The 16,200-nt window shown below is 60.9% G+C and carries 18 protein-coding genes; 6 read left to right on the top strand and 12 right to left on the bottom strand.

Annotation, left to right across the window (positions count from 1 at the left end; all coding sequences use genetic code 11):
- Window positions 1–13 precede the first annotated feature (13 nt).
- The 9 genes from murB to V6N02_RS00925 form a co-directional block, all read right to left on the bottom strand.
- Window positions 14–937 (bottom strand): UDP-N-acetylmuramate dehydrogenase, encoded by a 924-nt coding sequence (gene murB, locus V6N02_RS00965; protein ID WP_371223388.1) that lies wholly within the window; start codon window positions 935–937, stop codon window positions 14–16.
- A gap of 10 nt (window positions 938–947) precedes the next feature.
- A complete protein-coding gene (locus V6N02_RS00960) occupies window positions 948–1,241 on the bottom strand; it encodes a hypothetical protein (protein WP_371223386.1) in 294 nt (97 codons plus the stop codon).
- A gap of 38 nt (window positions 1,242–1,279) precedes the next feature.
- Complete coding sequence (locus tag V6N02_RS00955; RefSeq protein ID WP_371223384.1) at window positions 1,280–1,573, bottom strand: hypothetical protein; 294 nt, start codon at window positions 1,571–1,573, stop codon at window positions 1,280–1,282.
- On the bottom strand, window positions 1,570–1,830 hold the full coding sequence (locus tag V6N02_RS00950; RefSeq protein WP_371223382.1) for a DUF2484 family protein: 261 nt from the start codon (window positions 1,828–1,830) through the stop codon (window positions 1,570–1,572). Before V6N02_RS00950 ends, V6N02_RS00955 begins: the two co-directional genes overlap by 4 nt.
- Window positions 1,827–2,078 (bottom strand): DUF2484 family protein, encoded by a 252-nt coding sequence (locus V6N02_RS00945; RefSeq protein ID WP_371223379.1) that lies wholly within the window; start codon window positions 2,076–2,078, stop codon window positions 1,827–1,829. Before V6N02_RS00945 ends, V6N02_RS00950 begins: the two co-directional genes overlap by 4 nt.
- Entirely contained in the window at window positions 2,075–3,478 is a 1,404-nt protein-coding gene (murC, locus tag V6N02_RS00940; protein WP_371223377.1) for a UDP-N-acetylmuramate--L-alanine ligase, read from the bottom strand. The genes V6N02_RS00945 and murC overlap by 4 nt, the downstream gene beginning before the upstream one ends.
- A 78-nt stretch (window positions 3,479–3,556) precedes the next feature.
- Window positions 3,557–4,621 carry a UDP-N-acetylglucosamine--N-acetylmuramyl-(pentapeptide) pyrophosphoryl-undecaprenol N-acetylglucosamine transferase gene (locus V6N02_RS00935; protein ID WP_371223375.1) on the bottom strand — a complete coding sequence of 355 codons (1,065 nt, stop codon included), beginning with the start codon at window positions 4,619–4,621 and terminating at the stop codon, window positions 3,557–3,559.
- Between the two features lie 50 nt (window positions 4,622–4,671).
- Window positions 4,672–5,838, bottom strand: a complete 1,167-nt coding sequence (gene ftsW, locus V6N02_RS00930) for a putative lipid II flippase FtsW (protein ID WP_371223372.1) — start codon at window positions 5,836–5,838, stop codon at window positions 4,672–4,674.
- Window positions 5,839–5,943: 105 nt separating this feature from the next.
- A complete protein-coding gene (locus V6N02_RS00925) occupies window positions 5,944–6,468 on the bottom strand; it encodes a redoxin domain-containing protein (protein WP_371223370.1) in 525 nt (174 codons plus the stop codon).
- A 110-nt stretch (window positions 6,469–6,578) separates the two neighbouring features.
- On the opposite strand from V6N02_RS00925, the gene V6N02_RS00920 reads away from it, so the two are divergent.
- Window positions 6,579–7,784, top strand: a complete 1,206-nt coding sequence (locus tag V6N02_RS00920; RefSeq protein WP_371223368.1) for a BaiN/RdsA family NAD(P)/FAD-dependent oxidoreductase — start codon at window positions 6,579–6,581, stop codon at window positions 7,782–7,784.
- Window positions 7,785–8,101: 317 nt separating this feature from the next.
- Here the strand turns inward: V6N02_RS00920 and V6N02_RS00915 are convergent, their stop codons facing one another.
- Together V6N02_RS00915 and V6N02_RS00910 are read right to left on the bottom strand one after the other, a co-directional pair.
- Entirely contained in the window at window positions 8,102–8,908 is an 807-nt protein-coding gene (locus tag V6N02_RS00915) for a phytanoyl-CoA dioxygenase family protein (protein WP_371223366.1), read from the bottom strand.
- A 439-nt stretch (window positions 8,909–9,347) separates the two neighbouring features.
- Entirely contained in the window at window positions 9,348–9,797 is a 450-nt protein-coding gene (locus V6N02_RS00910) for a nucleoside deaminase (RefSeq protein ID WP_371223364.1), read from the bottom strand.
- Between the two features lie 63 nt (window positions 9,798–9,860).
- Here V6N02_RS00910 and V6N02_RS00905 point away from each other — a divergent pair, with 63 nt between their 5' ends.
- Window positions 9,861–10,694, top strand: coding sequence for a pseudouridine synthase (locus V6N02_RS00905; RefSeq protein ID WP_371223362.1), 834 nt, complete (start codon window positions 9,861–9,863; stop codon window positions 10,692–10,694).
- On the opposite strand, the gene V6N02_RS00900 is transcribed toward V6N02_RS00905, so the two are convergent.
- A complete protein-coding gene (locus V6N02_RS00900) occupies window positions 10,691–11,710 on the bottom strand; it encodes a GlxA family transcriptional regulator (protein ID WP_371223360.1) in 1,020 nt (339 codons plus the stop codon). The two genes, V6N02_RS00905 and V6N02_RS00900, sit on opposite strands and share 4 nt — an antisense overlap.
- 287 nt (window positions 11,711–11,997) lie before the next feature.
- Here V6N02_RS00900 and V6N02_RS00895 point away from each other — a divergent pair, with 287 nt between their 5' ends.
- The 4 genes from V6N02_RS00895 to V6N02_RS00880 are packed head-to-tail and all read left to right on the top strand — an operon-like array spanning window position 11,998 to window position 16,194.
- Window positions 11,998–12,882 carry a 5-bromo-4-chloroindolyl phosphate hydrolysis family protein gene (locus tag V6N02_RS00895; protein ID WP_371223358.1) on the top strand — a complete coding sequence of 295 codons (885 nt, stop codon included), beginning with the start codon at window positions 11,998–12,000 and terminating at the stop codon, window positions 12,880–12,882.
- A 17-nt stretch (window positions 12,883–12,899) separates the two neighbouring features.
- Entirely contained in the window at window positions 12,900–14,099 is a 1,200-nt protein-coding gene (locus tag V6N02_RS00890; protein ID WP_371223356.1) for a toxic anion resistance protein, read from the top strand.
- A gap of 8 nt (window positions 14,100–14,107) precedes the next feature.
- On the top strand, window positions 14,108–15,070 hold the full coding sequence (locus tag V6N02_RS00885) for a DUF2927 domain-containing protein (protein WP_371223354.1): 963 nt from the start codon (window positions 14,108–14,110) through the stop codon (window positions 15,068–15,070).
- Between the two features lie 20 nt (window positions 15,071–15,090).
- Window positions 15,091–16,194 (top strand): SPFH domain-containing protein, encoded by a 1,104-nt coding sequence (locus V6N02_RS00880; RefSeq protein WP_371223352.1) that lies wholly within the window; start codon window positions 15,091–15,093, stop codon window positions 16,192–16,194.
- Window positions 16,195–16,200 lie beyond the last annotated feature (6 nt).

Raw genomic sequence — 16,200 nt, 5'->3', positions numbered from 1 at the left:
GCCTCACGGATGCTCAAGGGGTTGTTTCGCCAACCCTCATGATTTCCCAGTTTAACTCTATTCCACTGGTTTGGAAAACCTTTTTTCGCACTTCCTCGCCCAAACCTTCCAGATCGGCCGCCGTTGCGTCCCCGGTGTTGATCAGAAAGTTGGAATGCTTCTCGCTCATCTGCGCTCCGCCGCGCCGCGCACCGCGCATTCCGGCGTCATCAATCACCTTCCAGGCCTTGAGATCATGGACATCATCGGCCCTGCCGGTCGAGCTGAACCCGGCGGGGTTGCGAAAGGTGCTGCCGGCGCTGCGGTCCTTCGTGGGTTGGGTTTCATCGCGCTTTTTCAGTTGCGCGTCCATCCGCGCAGACAGCTCGGCGGGGTCGCCCTTCGGCCCTTCCAGAACCGCATGGGTGATCACCCAACCCTCAGGCAGATTGGTTTGACGATACTGAAATTGCAGGTCGTCCGCAGTCAGGGTGACAACTTCCCCGGCCCGCGTCACGGCACCCGCCTCAACAAACACATCCGCCGTATAACTGCCATAACAGCCCGCATTCATACGCACGGCCCCACCAATGGCTCCAGGAATGGTGCGCAGAAAGGTCAGGTCAATCCCCGCCTCCGCCGCCTTGCGGGCCACATGAGCATCCAGCGCAGCAGCCCCGGCGGTGACGCGATTGCCGGCAATCTCGATGCTGTTAAAGCCCCGCCCCATGCGGATCACGACAGCACGCAAGCCGCCATCCCGCACGATCAGGTTACTGCCCACCCCCATCGGGAAAACCGGGACGGACGGGTCAAGATCGCGCAGGAACGCAGCCAGATCGGCCTCGTCCTCGGGCTGAAACAGGTAATCGGCAGGCCCGCCCACGCGCAACCACGTGAGCTCCGATAGCATCCGGTTTGGGATCAGTTTTCCGCGTGGTGTGGGCATCTGTGTCATGACGCCCCTGCTAATCGCGGGGCCCATCAACTGCAAGAGATTTGGCACGCCGCTTGCGCCACCAGCCAATCGCGCGCCCCACAAGCGTGCCCAAGGCCGCCGGGGCCGCCATCAGGATCGCGGCAATTGCATATCCAATTCCGTCCCAGCCCTGCGCCTGTTGGCCCTTCCAGATGGCCCAGACCATCAGAGTCGCAAATCCCAACGCCAGCACTGGCACGGCCCAGCCAATTCCCTGACGCACGGCGAAAAGGCCTGCAATCAGCGGCACAACAAAACACAGGATTGGAATGATAAACTGCATAACGTCAGTTTGCGTGGGGAAGGCCTAGCCTGTCCAGATCAGGAATCCGAGCGCCGCGCCAATGCCCGCGCGCCAAACCATCCCAGAACCGCCCCCAACAGCGCCGGAAAGGCCCCGCCCGTCAGCGCCACGAAGGGGGCAAAGGCCTGCTCCTCGGCACCCGGGCCGACCATGGCCAGACGCACAAGCAAGCCCAGGATAATGACCACAAACGCGCCGAGAGCCCAAAAGCTGGCGCGCGGCGTGGCGTAAAGCCCAAGCACACCACCAGCCAGACCGCCTGCCACCAACGCGCCCAGTGGCGCAAAGGCTATCAATGTGACCATGCTCATCCGCCTTGCTCCTCGCCGAAAAACCGCCGTATCCAGCGGCCCAGATAGATCACAGGCCAACGCAGAACACTCATTCCCGCCGCCAGTACGAGCATGCCAACCCAAGGCCCATTTTCGTACGTGACGTAGCCCAGTAAAGGAATACCAATTGCGATCAGAATATATGCATTACGCCAGTGATTGTCACGACTGGGCAGCATGGCGAGCACATTGGCCACCACCGCCCAAACACAGGCCAAGATCAATGACAGGCTCATTTCGGCACCTCCGGGGTTTGACCCATTGCCCGCAAGGCAAAATAGCGCAGCGGTTTGCGAAACATCGAGATCACGGCCAGCAGGCCCAGTGCAGCAGGCAGCAGGCCGTAGTCACCAGCCAGCAACCAGATCAGCACGCCTGCTCCGATCAGCAGGGCAATGCCCGGCACATATTGAAAACGCAGGGGCAAAAACGCCACCGCGGTCGCCGCCAGGACCCAGGCAATGCATAATCCAATCAGCGTCATGACGCGCCTTTCAACCGGTCCGGCAGGCCCGTGGCCCAGGTACTGATCGAGCCGGCGCCAAGACAGACCACCATATCGCCGGGCCGAGCCTGTTCACGCACCAGCCGTTCAAGGTCCGCTTCATCATGGATCGCACGGGCATGACGATGGCCATGAGCAATCAGCCCGGCCACCAGATCATCACGCGATGCGCCCTCGATCGGCTCTTCGCCCGCGGCAAACACATCTGCAATGGCGACCACATCGGCCTCGTTGAAACAGGTGCAGAAATCTTCGAACAGCGATTGCAGGCGGGTATATCGGTGCGGCTGATGGACGGCGATCACGCGGCCCTCGGTGGCTTGCCGCGCTGCTTTCAGTACGGCGGCAATCTCAACCGGGTGGTGGCCGTAATCGTCGATAATGGTCACGCCGTCCACTTCGCCAACGCGGGTAAAGCGGCGATTCACACCCCCGAATTCGGCCAGTGCTGCGCGGATTTCGTCCAGCTTCATACCCAGATGGCGCGCCACGGCCACAGCACTCAGCGCATTGCTGACGTTATGATCGCCGGGCATCGGCAGGGTGCAGCCCTTAATGATCTTGTCCTCGGCCCGCAGTTCGACATCAAAATGCGCCACGCCGTTCTTGTAGGTCAGGTTGGTGGCGCGCACATCGGCCTGGGCATTAAAGCCGAAAGTTACAACCCGGCGGTCGGTGATCCGGCCCACCAGCGTTTGTACCTCGGGATGATCGGTGCAGCACACGGCCAGACCGTAAAACGGAATGTTGCTGACAAATTCATAGAAGCCCTCGCGCAGCGTGTCGAAATCGCCCCAATGATCCATGTGTTCAGGGTCGATATTGGTGACAATCGCGATGGTGGCGGGCAGCCGGGTAAAGGTGCCATCGGATTCATCCGCCTCAACCACCATCCATTCGCCCTGCCCGACCCGCGCATTCGATCCATAGGCGTGGATGATCCCGCCATTGATCACTGTGGGGTCATAGTTGCCATGATCCAACAACGCCGCCACCATCGTGGTGGTGGTGGTTTTGCCATGAGTGCCGCCCACCGCAATGTTGGATTTCAGGCGCATCAATTCAGCCAGCATCTCGGCACGGTGCAGCACCGGCAGGCCGCGGGTGCGGGCCTCGTCCAGTTCGGGATTGCCCGGCTTGATCGCGGTCGAGATCACCACCACTTCAGCATTCTCAAGGTTCCCGGCCACCTGGCCTTCAAAGATCGTTGCGCCGTTGGCCTCAAGCCGGTCGGTGATTTTTGAGCGTTTGAGGTCCGAACCCTGAACAGTATAGCCATGGTTCAGCAGAACTTCGGCAATGCCCGACATGCCAATACCGCCAATCCCGACGAAATGGATCGGGCCCACATCGCCCGGTAGCTTGGTGGCTGCGTTCATGGGAAGCGCTCCTTCACTGCCAAAATCCCTCATGTCTCGTCGTCCTTTCCGGCGGGCCTTTCTGGGCACGCTCTTGTTTTACGTCTGCTCGTTGCGTTGCGGCGGGTGCCCTGCAAGTGTTGCGACCATATCGGCCAATGTCTGGGGCGCATCCGGTGCGGAAACGCCGAGGGCCGCCTGCGCCATTAGCTGCGCTGCCTCGGGATTGGTCAGAACGCTGGCCATATGCTTTGAAAGCGCGTCGACCTCAAGCCTATTTTCAGGGATCAGGATCGCAGCCTGTGCATCAACCAGCCCACGGGCATTCGCGGTTTGGTGATCTCCCGCAGCTGCGGCATAGGGGATCAGGATCGACGGGCGACCAATCACGCTGATGTCAGCCACCGAGGACGCCCCCGAGCGGCTGATCACCAATTGCGCCTCACTCATCCGGGCGGGCACATCGCGGAAGAACGGCTCAACCTCGGCATTGATACCATGCTCGGTATAAAAAGCCGCCACGCGTTCCCCATCCTCGTCACGGGCCTGGTGCGATACACGGAGATTGCGCAGCAATTCCATCGGGAGGGCGGCAATGGCGGGCGGGACGACATCGCTGAGGATGCGCGCGCCCTGTGAGCCGCCAATCACCAGCACCGACATCGGGTAATCACCCGGCGGGATGTAAGCGGCCCCTGCCCGCTCCAACACAGCGGCGCGCACCGGATTGCCCACATGCACGCCTTCGACGCCATCGGGCAGCGCGGTAGGCCATGTGCCGCAGGCCACATGGTCGACGCGTTTTGAGAAAATCTGGTTCACCCGCCCCAGCACACCGTTTTGTTCATGTACCATCCGCGGTTTGCGCAACAGCCAGGCCGCGCCCAGCGCCGGTATCGTCGGATAGCCGCCAAAACCGACCACCACGTCCGGCTTGTCGCGCATCATCCGCAAGGTCGCACCGATCACGCCACCCAGCACTCGAAACGGTACCAACAGCTTGGTCAAAGCCCCGCCACGCGCGAATGTAGCACTGGCGATTTGCTCAACAGCCACCGAATGGGGGAATCCGCCTGTATAACGCGCCCCGCGCGCATCCGTGCTCAGCTTCACCTTCCAGCCCCGGCGCAACATCACCTCGGCCAGCGACTGGGCTGGAAACATGTGTCCCCCCGTCCCGCCAGCCGCGATAATAAGAAGAGGCTGTTTCTGGCTCACCGCACATGCCCCCGCAGAATATCCCGGATTTCCCCCTGTGGACGTGAGCGGGTGAAGGCAAACAGCATCCCCACCGCGATGCCCCCCGCGATCAGGGACGACCCGCCATAGCTGACGAATGGCAGGGTCATACCTTTGGCGGGCAACAACCTTACGGCCACACCCATGTTGATCATCGCCTGCACACCGAACATGGCAATCAACCCGGTGCCTGCAAGGCGGATAAACGTGTCACGTTCCTTCATCAGGCGCAAAAGCGAGCGCACGACGATGATGGCGTAAAGCGCGATGATGCACAGGACCAGAACCAGCCCGTATTCCTCAGCGGCCACGGCAATGATGAAATCGGTATGGGCATCCGGCAGCGACCACTTGACCTCACCCTCGCCCACACCAACACCAAAGAACCCGCCTTCGCGAATGGCGTTGGTGGCAAAGCCGAGCTGTGTGGTGGGGTCGACATCGGGCGACAGAAAACCATCTATCCGGCGCGCGAAATGTTCAGAATTGGCATAGGCAAAGCTGCCCGCCAGCAGAACCAGCCCCGCCATGATCAACAACAGGATGATCGGCGCACCGGCCACAAAATACATCACGCCCCAGCCGAACAGCACCAGACAAGCCTGTCCAAAATCGGGCTGCATGGCGAGGAAGGTCACGATCACCACGGCCAGCAAAAACGACCAGCTGATACCCGGCGGGCCGTTCACATCCTGACTGGCCGCCATCATCCAGGCCGCCACGACGACAAAACCGGGCTTGAGAAACTCGGACGGCTGGACCGACGCAAAGCCAAGCGAATACCACCGCACCGCGCCTTTGCCGAAATCGGTGCCAAAGAAAGGCAACAAAATCAGGGCAACAAACGCAGCCAGAAAACCGACAACCGCCAGTCTGCGCACCAATTGCGGACTCATCATCGAGGTCAGGAACATGGTGGTCAGCGCGAGGCCGCCAAAAAACGCCTGCCGTTGCACGTAATGAAAGGGATCAAACCCGTTCTTTTCCGCCAGGGGGGGTGAGGCCGCCAGCCCCAGCAAAATGCCGATGCCAAACAGCATCAAAACGCACGATACCGACCATTTGTCGATTGTGCGCCACCACTTGGGCAAAATGGGTTCCCCGTCCCGTGCCGGGACCGCCCCATAGACCATCTCTGTCATCGTAACCGCCGATTACTGCCTCAAATATCGCCCCTTTTCGGGGTCTATTGGCGCACCATAGCAGGTCCGGGGCGCTCTGGGAAGCACTCAGACGAGGGGCGGCAATCAGCCCTGCCAGGTGCCACGGATCGGGTAGTCATTGGCACGGATCCAGTCCAACCCACCGGCCAATGCCGCCAGATCAGGCCGCGCGAAGGGCGCATTGGAGATATCGACCAGTTGCAGTTCACCTTTTTCATTCACAATGAACAGACCGGGTTCCGGGAACGGCCGATCGGTTTCCTGCGGGCTGCGCGGATGCGAAATGTAAAGGCCAAGCGCCTGCATCTGATCTGTGCTGAGGTCGTACCCCACAGGGACAGAGACGCCAACTTCTTCGGCAAGGGCCCGCGCCTTCTCTTCCGGATCGCCCGACACAACCACGGTGTCGATCCCGTTGGCCGAAAGTTGTGGTGCAACCTCCTCCAGTGTCTTGAGATACTTTTTGCACAAGGGGCAATGCAGTCCGCGATAGACGATCACCATTTGCCAGTCGTGATCGCCTTGCGGTGCACCCAATTTCAGCGTTCCACCGCCCAGACGGCCCACGGTTTGTTTGGGAAAATCCTCTCCTGCGATGGGTGCCTGCATCAGTTTTGCTCCGAATAAAAATGCCCGTTCAGTCATGACGCGGCCTTGGCACCACCGCAATGCCCTCACAGAAACTTGACCCTGACCGGCCCATGCGGCATGGCCCCCTAATGCAAGTGAACACACTTATCCTTGGGGCCGGAGCGGCCGGTATGATGTGCGCGGCCCATGCCGGGCCGGGCGTGTTGGTGATTGATCATGCCAAGGCCCCGGGCGAGAAAATCCGCATCTCGGGCGGCGGGCGGTGTAACTTCACCAACATGTATGCGGGGCCTGAGAATTTCATTTCCGGCAATCCGCATTTCTGCAAATCCGCGCTCAGCCGCTATACCCAATGGGATTTCATCGACCTGTTGGCGCGCAATGGCATCACCTGGCACGAGAAAACGCTGGGACAGCTGTTTTGCGACGGCAAGTCAGGCCAGATCATTGCCCTGTTGCGCGCCGAAATGGAGTGTGCCGAGGCCGAACTGTGGCTTGAAACCTCTTTGGCCGACCTCTTCCATGACGGCACGCATTTTACGGCCATTCTGGAGCGAAACGGCAAACGCACCGCTGTCACAGCGCGACACTTGGTCGTGGCCACAGGGGGCAAATCCATTCCCAAGATGGGTGCCACCGGGCTGGCCTATGACATTGCCCGCCAGTTTGGTCATGTTGTGCGAGAGACGCGCCCTGCCCTTGTGCCTTTCACCTTTTCCGATCAACGTTTTGCGTCCATCTCGGGCACCGCCGCCCCGGCGCGGGTGTCAAATGCGAAGGCCAGTTTTGACGAGGCGGTGCTGTTCACCCATCGCGGATTGTCCGGGCCCGCGATCCTGCAAATCTCCAGCTATTGGCAGGAAGGTGAAGCGATTACGATTGACCTCGATCCGGATGGCACTTTGCTGAACGCCCTGCGCGATCAACGACAGACCTCGGGGCGCAAACACCTGTCCTCCGAACTGGCGCGGCACCTGCCCGCGCGACTGGTCGAGCATCTGAGCGCCGACATCCCGATGCACAGCAAGCTGGCCGATCATTCTGATGCCAAGCTGGCCGAGACTGTCGCGGCACTGCGTCACTGGTCGCTGACCCCCAGCGGATCAGAGGGCTATCGCACCGCCGAGGTTACGCTCGGCGGGATCGACACTGACGGGTTGTCCTCGAAAACCATGATGTCCAACACCGTGCCGGGACTCTATTTCATCGGCGAAGGTGTTGATGTCACCGGCTGGCTGGGCGGGTACAATTTCCAATGGGCATGGTCCTCGGGCTGGGCCGCCGGGCAAGCGATCCAGATGGCTGCAAACACCGGGGCGCATCAACTGTCCTAAGCCAATAAGAACGGGAGGCTGCTTTGAACCCGAAGCGCCATGGTTCAGCGAGTCAAACGCCACAGTTGGTAGAGCGCTACACCAGAGGTGAACACCGCCAGAGACAGCGATGCTACTCCTGACTGTTCCAAATGGACAACTCCGGAATCGCTGTCAAAACATCGACCTAACTCATTGAAACAGTTTTTTCTTTTGAAATAGAGGTCGTAATACGCAAAGAGGAACAGAGCCGAAAAGCCCGAAGACACAACAAGGACTGTTTTTCTGAGCCAGTTTTTCATCGTCCCAATCTACCACCATCAGGGCACTGCTTTGAACTAAAAACCAGACTGGAGAAGCACCGGGAATTCAGCCGCCTCCAGCGGGTCGCCATGTTTCAGGGCCACGTTCTCAAAGGGAGGCGAGCTGATAATCCCATCGCGACGCGCAAAGGTTGCGTCATCGCCTACCAATCGCAGGGAAAACGCGCGGCGCTGTGCCGACGGCGAGTTGTTCGCGGGTGCGCCATGGACCGTGCGATAGTCAAACGCCACCGCATCCCCCGGCTCCAGCGCCCAGCCGAGGATGTCATAATCGTCGCGATGGCCATCAATATCAGGCAGTTCCTCAAGCCCGTCATTTTCGTTCAACGCGGTACCATCAAAGCGTTGCGGGCGATAAAACTTGCCCCACTTATGCGACCCGGCCACAAACTCCAGCGTGCGGTCACGCGGCACCACGTCCAGAGGAATCCAGATGCTGACGGTCTGCGTGGCGTCGATACAGTAATAGGGCAGATCCTGATGCCAGGGTGTGGGCATACCGGTTTTGGCGGTCTTGACGATGACATGCTCATGAAACAGCCGTACCGAGGTACTGCCCATCAGCTCCGCCCCGATTTCGGCAGCCGGTGAGTTGAAAATGAAATCGCGATAGGCGTCGATCCGGTCCCAATTGCAATAATCCGACAGGAACCGCCCCCCTTCATCGGTCTTGTAATCCCGCGCATTGGGGGCCGGGTGCGCCATGTTGTAATCCACCCCGTCGCGCAGCGTGCCGATCCAGTCAGCAAACACACCTTTCAGAACGGTGGCCCCGTGCTGGTGAAATTCCTGAACAGTCTGGTGGCTCAGATGAGATGTCATGGGGGCCTCCGAGTGTTTCCGTCTAAACGTCATCCGGAGTGTCCACCTCAGCTCCAGAAATTGCAAATGTTAATACTGGCATCACAAGGCCACGCCAGCTTTCCCTGGTCAGGCTCACGAGGTGTCTCGGTATATATAACTTTGTGGGACGAAGCTGGCCTTTCCTCCGCGCGGAATCAAGGCCGCAGGCCACCGCGCGATCGCCAGACCGCCCGCAAGGGCTGGCGATTTGGTGAGGAAGGCGCATCGCTCTGATCTTTTAAGGACTTGGCTGCCATAAAGTGCACAGCAGAGATGTTGGATCGCCATCCTGCGGTCTGGCCATCGCGCAGCTTAGGTCAATGATCGCAAAGGACTCAAAGCCGTCACCTGAGACAGTAACTTGATCTGCAGCTTTCAAGCCTAAACTGGCAATTGGGCCACGGAGTCGATGGCAGGATTAGCGCAGCGCTTCAAAAAAACCTTTCAACAGCTTTTCCGCATCATCCGCCGCGATCCCATCATAGACCTCGGGCACATGGTGGCACTGGGAGTGCGAAAACACCCGCGCGCCGTGGGCCACGCCGCCGGATTTGGGATCGGCGGCGCCATAATAGAGCCGCGCGATCCGGGCACTGGCGATGGCCGTGGCGCACATCGCGCAGGGTTCCAGCGTGACATAAAGGTCATACCCGGGCAGCCGTTCGCTCGCCAATGCGGCACAGGCCTCGCGGATCACCAGCACCTCGGCATGCGCCGTCGGATCGCTTAACTCGCGCGTTCTGTTGCCTGCCTTCGCCACGATCTGCCCTTCGGGTGAGACCAGAACAGCCCCCACCGGCACCTCGCCGCGATCCGCAGCGGCGCGCGCCTGCTCCAGCGCAGCCTGCATATGGCTTTTGAACGTCATGGCCGGTCTTTGCCCGCTCATCACCGCTTTCGCAAGGGCGCTGATTGCGCTATGCGGCGCGGTATGAGTGAAAAAACCCCTCCTGGCGATCGGATCGCCAAGGTGATTGCCCGCGCGGGCGTGGCCAGTCGGCGCGAGGCCGAACGGATGATCGAAGCCGGGCGCGTCAGCGTGAATGGCACCGTGATCGACCGCGCGGCCCTGAACGTGACTGCGGCGGATAAGATCACGGTCGATGGCCGCGATCTGGCCGCGCCCGAACCAGCGCGCCTGTGGCTCTATCACAAGCCCACGGGGCTGGTGACCACCAACCGCGATGAAAAAGGTCGCACCACGATTTTTGAAGACCTGCCTGAGGATTTACCGCGCGTGATGAGTGTCGGGCGGCTGGACATCAATTCCGAAGGCTTGTTGCTGCTGACCAATGACGGCGGGTTGAAACGGCGACTTGAATTGCCCTCGACAGGCTGGGTGCGCAAATACCGCGTGCGGGTGAATGGCCGCCCTGCGGATGACACGTTTGAGCCGTTGCGCTCCGGGCTGACCCTGGATGGCGAGAAATTTCAACCGATGGTCGTCACCCTGGATCGTCAGAAAGGTGCAAACGCCTGGGCGACCGTGGCCATCCGCGAAGGCAAGAACCGCGAAATCCGCCGCGCGATGGAGGCGGTCGGGATGGTCGTGAACCGGCTGATCCGGGTGTCCTATGGGCCGTTTCAATTGGGACAGCTGAAGCCCGGCGAGGTGCAGGAAATCCGCCCCCGCGTGCTGCGCGATCAACTGGGGCTGGAAGCGCCAGACACCGCGCCAGCAGCCGGAAAGCCCGGTAAGAAGCCAACCCGCAAGCCCGGTGGCAAGCCGGGTCCGCGCAAAGTGACCCGACGTACGCGGCGCTAACCCCCGGCCAGCGCGGTCCAGCTTTTGCGATAGGCCCCCGGTGCGCGCCCATAACGTTTGCGAAACCGGTGCGAGAGCTGCGATGAACTGGCAAACCCGGTCGCAGCGGCGATCTCGGCCACGCTGAGGCTGGTTTCATTCAACAAGGCATGGGCCCGCGACACCCGCAAATCCATATAGAACTGGACCGGCGATTGCCCGACATGTTGTCGGAACAGGCGCTCCAACTGGCGGCGCGAGATATCAGTGCGCGCGGCGACCTCGTCGATATCAGCCGGGGTTTCCAATGTCTCGCTCATGAATTGGATCGCGGCCAGAAGATGGGGGTTGCGACTGGACAGCGCGCGGGAATGGGCGCTGCGTTGAGCCGTGTCAGGCGCGCCACTGCGTTGATGCAGACACATATCGGCGACGATCGCGGCCATCTCGGCCCCATGATCACCCTCAATCAGCGATAGCATCATATCGGTGGCCGCCGAGCCGCCCCCACAGGTCAGCAACCCGTCATCGTTCTCAAACAGCCGCCCCGTCGGGGGCAGGTCGAGATATTGTTCGACAAAGGCGGGCTGATTTTCCCAGTGAAGAGTGAACCTGCGCCCCTTCAGCATTCCGGCGCGGGCCAGGGCAAAGGCCCCGGTGCAGATACCACCCACCCGGCCGCCAAACGCCTTCTGGCGGCTGACCCAGGCCGCTATCCGCGCTGAATTATGCCGGGCAGGTTCGACCCCGGAGCAGACAAAGGCCCGCGCATCACGGGGCACATCCGACAAACCTGCATCAGGGGTCAGCGTGACACCGCAGGAACACCGCACCGGCGCACCATCCTCGGTCATCAAGTACCAGCGATAAAGCTCTTTGCCCGCGACCTGATTGGCGATCCTGAGCGGTTCAAGCGCCGCGCTGAACGCCAGCAAGGTCAGGCGCGGCACCAGCAGGAAATAGAAATCCCGGGGCGGGCCGTCATAGTCCACCCGCAAACTGGCCGCGCCACGCGGAACAAAATCATGATTTGTCATGTGAAGGTCGTATCAGAGCGATATCGCCCCTGTACAGGGATCGGTGCGCAGAGATCTCAGGGAGCGCGTTCGGGCCGCAAAAAACGGGCAAGAGCGCGCGATTTTGCGCTGTGAGCCTTTGCGCGCGATCTTCCCCCTAGTATGCCGCTCCGGCATCGCCTAAGTTTACAGAGGTTTAACAACGGGCCGATGGGAGGCCTTCATGTCCGAGACAGGTCTTCAAAAACTGGCATTTTTCGTGCTGGTCCTGCTGATCCTATTCGTATCGATCGCGGGGGGCGTCTGAGATGGCGCAACGTTTTGGAGGCAAGTTCAGCCCTGATGGGCAGGGTCCTGCAGATCAGGGCAGCTATCGTGGTGCTGTGCGCACCCGTGCCGGGGGCCGCGTCAATCTTCTGTTTCTTGCGCCCCTGCCCCTGATCTGGCGCGCCTTTACCGGCGGGCCAAGCGATCTGCTGCTGAACCTGATTGCCTTGGGCGTTTTGCTGTTGGCCGCATGGCTGACCCGCGAGGGCATTCAAGCGCAAGAGGCCTATGAGGCGCGCAAGGTGGCGCGCCGCCCGGGGTTGCCGCGCAAGATGCTGGCCTCTCTGCTGACCGGCATTGGTCTGGCCGTGGCCGGGTTTGCCGCCAGCGGTGGGCTGGTCGAGCCAATGATTTACGGCATTCTTGGTACCGTGCTGCACAGTTTTGCCTTCGGCTTTGACCCGCTGAAGGACAAGGGCATGGACGGAGTGGACCAGTTCCAGACCGACCGCGTGGCGCGGGCCGTGGACAAGGCGGAAAGCTATCTCACCGCGATGTCCGATGCGATCAAACGTGCGGGTGACCGGCAGGTTGAGGCGCGCGTGGAACGGTTTCAAAGCTCGGTGCGCGATATGCTGCGCACGGTCGAGGATGATCCGCGCGACCTGACCGCGGCCAAGAAATTCCTGTCGGTCTATTTGATGGGTGCGCGCGATGCGACCTCCAAGTTTGCCGATGTCTATGCGCGCAGCCGCGATGCGGGCGCGCGTTCAGATTACATGATGTTGCTGACCGATCTTGAGGAAAATTTTGTCGCCAAGACCCGGTCGCTTATGGACAATTCAAACACGGATTTAGAGGTGGAAATCAGCGTGCTGCGGGACCGCCTGCAGCGCGAAGGTGTGCGCCTGGACAATAACGCTTAACGTAAAGAGGACCCCCCATGTCAGACACTATCCGTCAAAAAGCCGAGGCTGCGCTTGCAGAAGTCGAAGAGGTCAGCGCCGCGATCCTGCCCGAGCCGGTCGATGCCAATGCCATCGTACCACTGGCTGAGGCCGACGCGCCCGTGGGGGCCGAGATCACCAAGCGCATGGCCGAAATCGACATGGGTGACACGCAGTCTATCGTCTCGTTCGGGTCCGCCGCGCAGGCCGAGTTGCAAGAGATTTCGCAATCCATGCTGCAAGGGGTGCGCAACAAGGATGTTGGGCCTGCGGGCGATTCTTTACGCAATATTGTCACCACGATCCGGGGCTTCTCCGTCTCCGAACTGGACGTGCGCCGCGAACGGACATGGTGGGAAAAGCTGTTGGGACGCGCAGCCCCCTTCGCCAAGTTCACCGCCAAGTTCGAAACCATTCAGGGCCAGATCGACAAGATCACCGACGACCTGCTGGGGCATGAGCATGTGCTGCTGAAAGACATCAAATCGCTGGACCTGCTCTATGAGAAAACACTGCAGTTCTATGACGAGCTGGCGCTCTATATCGCGGCGGGCGAAGAGAAACTGAACGTGCTCGACACCAAGGATATCCCTGCCAAAGAGGCCGAAGTGCAGGCCGCGCCCGAGGGCGACCAGGTGATGAAAGCGCAGGAATTGCGAGATCTGCGCGCCGCGCGCGACGATCTGGAACGCCGGGTGCATGACCTGAAACTGACCCGCCAGGTGACCATGCAATCTCTGCCCTCGATCCGGCTGGTGCAGGAAAACGACAAGTCGCTGGTCACCAAGATCAACTCGACCCTCGTCAACACCGTCCCGCTCTGGGAAACCCAATTGGCACAGGCCGTGACCATTCAACGTTCGGCCCAGGCCGCTGCCGCAGTGCGCGATGCCAATGACCTGACCAACGAGCTGCTGACCGCCAATGCCGAGAACCTGCGCGAAAGCAACAAGATGATCCGCGAGGAAATGGAACGCGGCGTGTTCGATATCGAAGCCGTCAAGCAGGCCAATGCCGACCTGATCGGCACCATCGAGGAAAGCCTGCAGATCGCCGACGAGGGCAAGGCCCGCCGTGCGGCTGCCGAGGAAGAGCTGAAGAAGATGGAAAAAGAGCTGCGCGACACGCTGGCCTCGGCCAAGGCGCGCAAGGATGGCGTGGGCGACAATGTCGGCACCGCCGCTTCGGCAAGCTGAGTGCAAGAGTGACTGGGCCACATCTGGCAAAACGGATTGGAGCGGGGCTGGCTGTGCTGGCCCTGACCGCCTGCGACGCCCTGCCACCTCAAAGTTCGGCCAAGCCCCAATCCCGCCCTGCAGGGCTGGCGGCACCCGCCGCAATGCCTGCCCCCGTAGCCCAGTCGCCCAAAAGCCGGGAATTGGCGGTCTATTACGCCCGTGTGCAATCGGATCTCTTGAATCGCGGGCTGCTGCGGGTAGACGGAGGTGGCGTCGACACGCCTTACGGTGTGCGCGAACTGGCCCGGAATTTCGAACGCATCGCCTTTTACGACGAATACAGACAGACGGGTGGTTTTGAACGCGCCGACGGCCCCGCCGGGGGCCTGCGCAAATGGACCAAGCCGGTCCGCATGGTGGTAGAGTTCGGTGCCTCCGTCCCGCAGGGCCAACGCCAGCCCGATGCAACCGTGGTAACGCAATATGCCAACCGTCTGGCGCGGATCACCAACCATCCCATTTCCGTCAACCCGACCAACCCGAATTTCCACGTTCTGATCGTGGGCGAGGATGACCGCGCCCGCCTGCTTGAGCGTATCCGCGAGATTGAACCCGGCGTGGATGCCGCCACGTTACAGATGATCCGCACCCTGCCCCGCTCGATCCATTGCGTGGTTGCCGCCTTCGCGGCGCGCGCCGACGGCAATGTCTATAACCGCGCGATTGCCGTGATCCGGGCCGAACACCCCGATCTGACGCGCAAGGCCTGCATCCATGAAGAACTGGCCCAGGGGCTTGGCCTGGCCAATGACAGCCCGCGTGCGCGCCCCTCGATCTTCAACGATGACGATGAATTCGCGTTGCTGACCTCGCATGACGAGGAACTGCTGCGCCTGCTTTACAACCCCGCCCTGACCCCCGGCATGAGCGCCGAGGCGGCCCGCCCCATTGTCCAGCAGTTGCTGGCCGGGCGGATGGGCCCCAGCTGATGTCAAAGGAGACCTGAACCATGGGTATTTTCGATTTTCTGAGTGGTGAGTTCATCGACGTGATCCACTGGGTGGATGACAGCCGTGACACCATGGTCTGGCGGTTTGAACGCGAGGGCCACGAGATCAAATACGGCGCCAAGCTGACCGTGCGCGAAGGTCAGGCCGCCGTGTTCGTGCACGAGGGGCAGTTGGCGGATGTGTTCACGCCCGGTCTTTACATGCTTGAGACCAACAACATGCCGATCATGACCACCCTGCAGCATTGGGATCATGGATTCAAAAGCCCCTTCAAATCCGAGATCTACTACGTCAACACCACGCGCTTCAACGATCTGAAATGGGGCACCAAGAACCCGATCATGCTGCGCGACCCCGAGTTCGGGCCGACCCGCATTCGCGCCTTTGGCACCTATTCGGTGCGGGTGAATGACCCGGCGCGCTTCCTGTCGGAAATCGTCGGCACCGACGGCGAATTCACCATGGACGAGATCAGCTATCAGATCCGCAACATCATCGTGCAAAGCTTTAGCCGCATCATCGCGGGTGCGGGCATTCCGGTTCTGGACATGGCCGCGAACACTGGCGATCTGGGCAAGCTGGTGGCGGCCGAGATTTCCAAAGTGGTCGCGGAATACGGCCTGATGATCCCGGAATTTTACATTGAAAACATATCCCTACCGCCCGCAGTTGAAGAGGCGCTGGACAAGCGCACCTCGATGGGGCTGGCCGGGGATCTGGGCAAATTCACCCAGTATTCCGCCGCCGAGGCGATGACCTCGGCCGCCTCCAACCCCAACGGGGGTGGCGGTATGGGTGCCGGCCTTGGCATGGGAATGGGCATGGCGATGGCCAACCAGATGACCCAGCAACAAGGGCCTTGGGGCGGCGCCCCTGCCGCAGCGCCGCCGCCACCGGTCGAACATGTCTGGCACATCGCCGAGAATGGCGAGACACACGGTCCTTACTCAAAAGCCGCCCTTGGCCGTATGGCAGCCGATGGCAAACTGACCCGCGACACCCATGTCTGGACTGCGGGGCAGGATGGCTGGATGTCTGCCGGAGATGTGCAAGAGCTGGCCCAATTGTTCACCATTCTGCCACCCCCGCCACCCGGCACCTGACACGCT

Origin of the sequence: Roseovarius conchicola (genome assembly GCF_041403425.1) — a bacterium.
GTDB lineage: Bacteria > Pseudomonadota > Alphaproteobacteria > Rhodobacterales > Rhodobacteraceae > Roseovarius > Roseovarius conchicola.
This window is presented reverse-complemented; position numbering and strand designations above follow the sequence as displayed.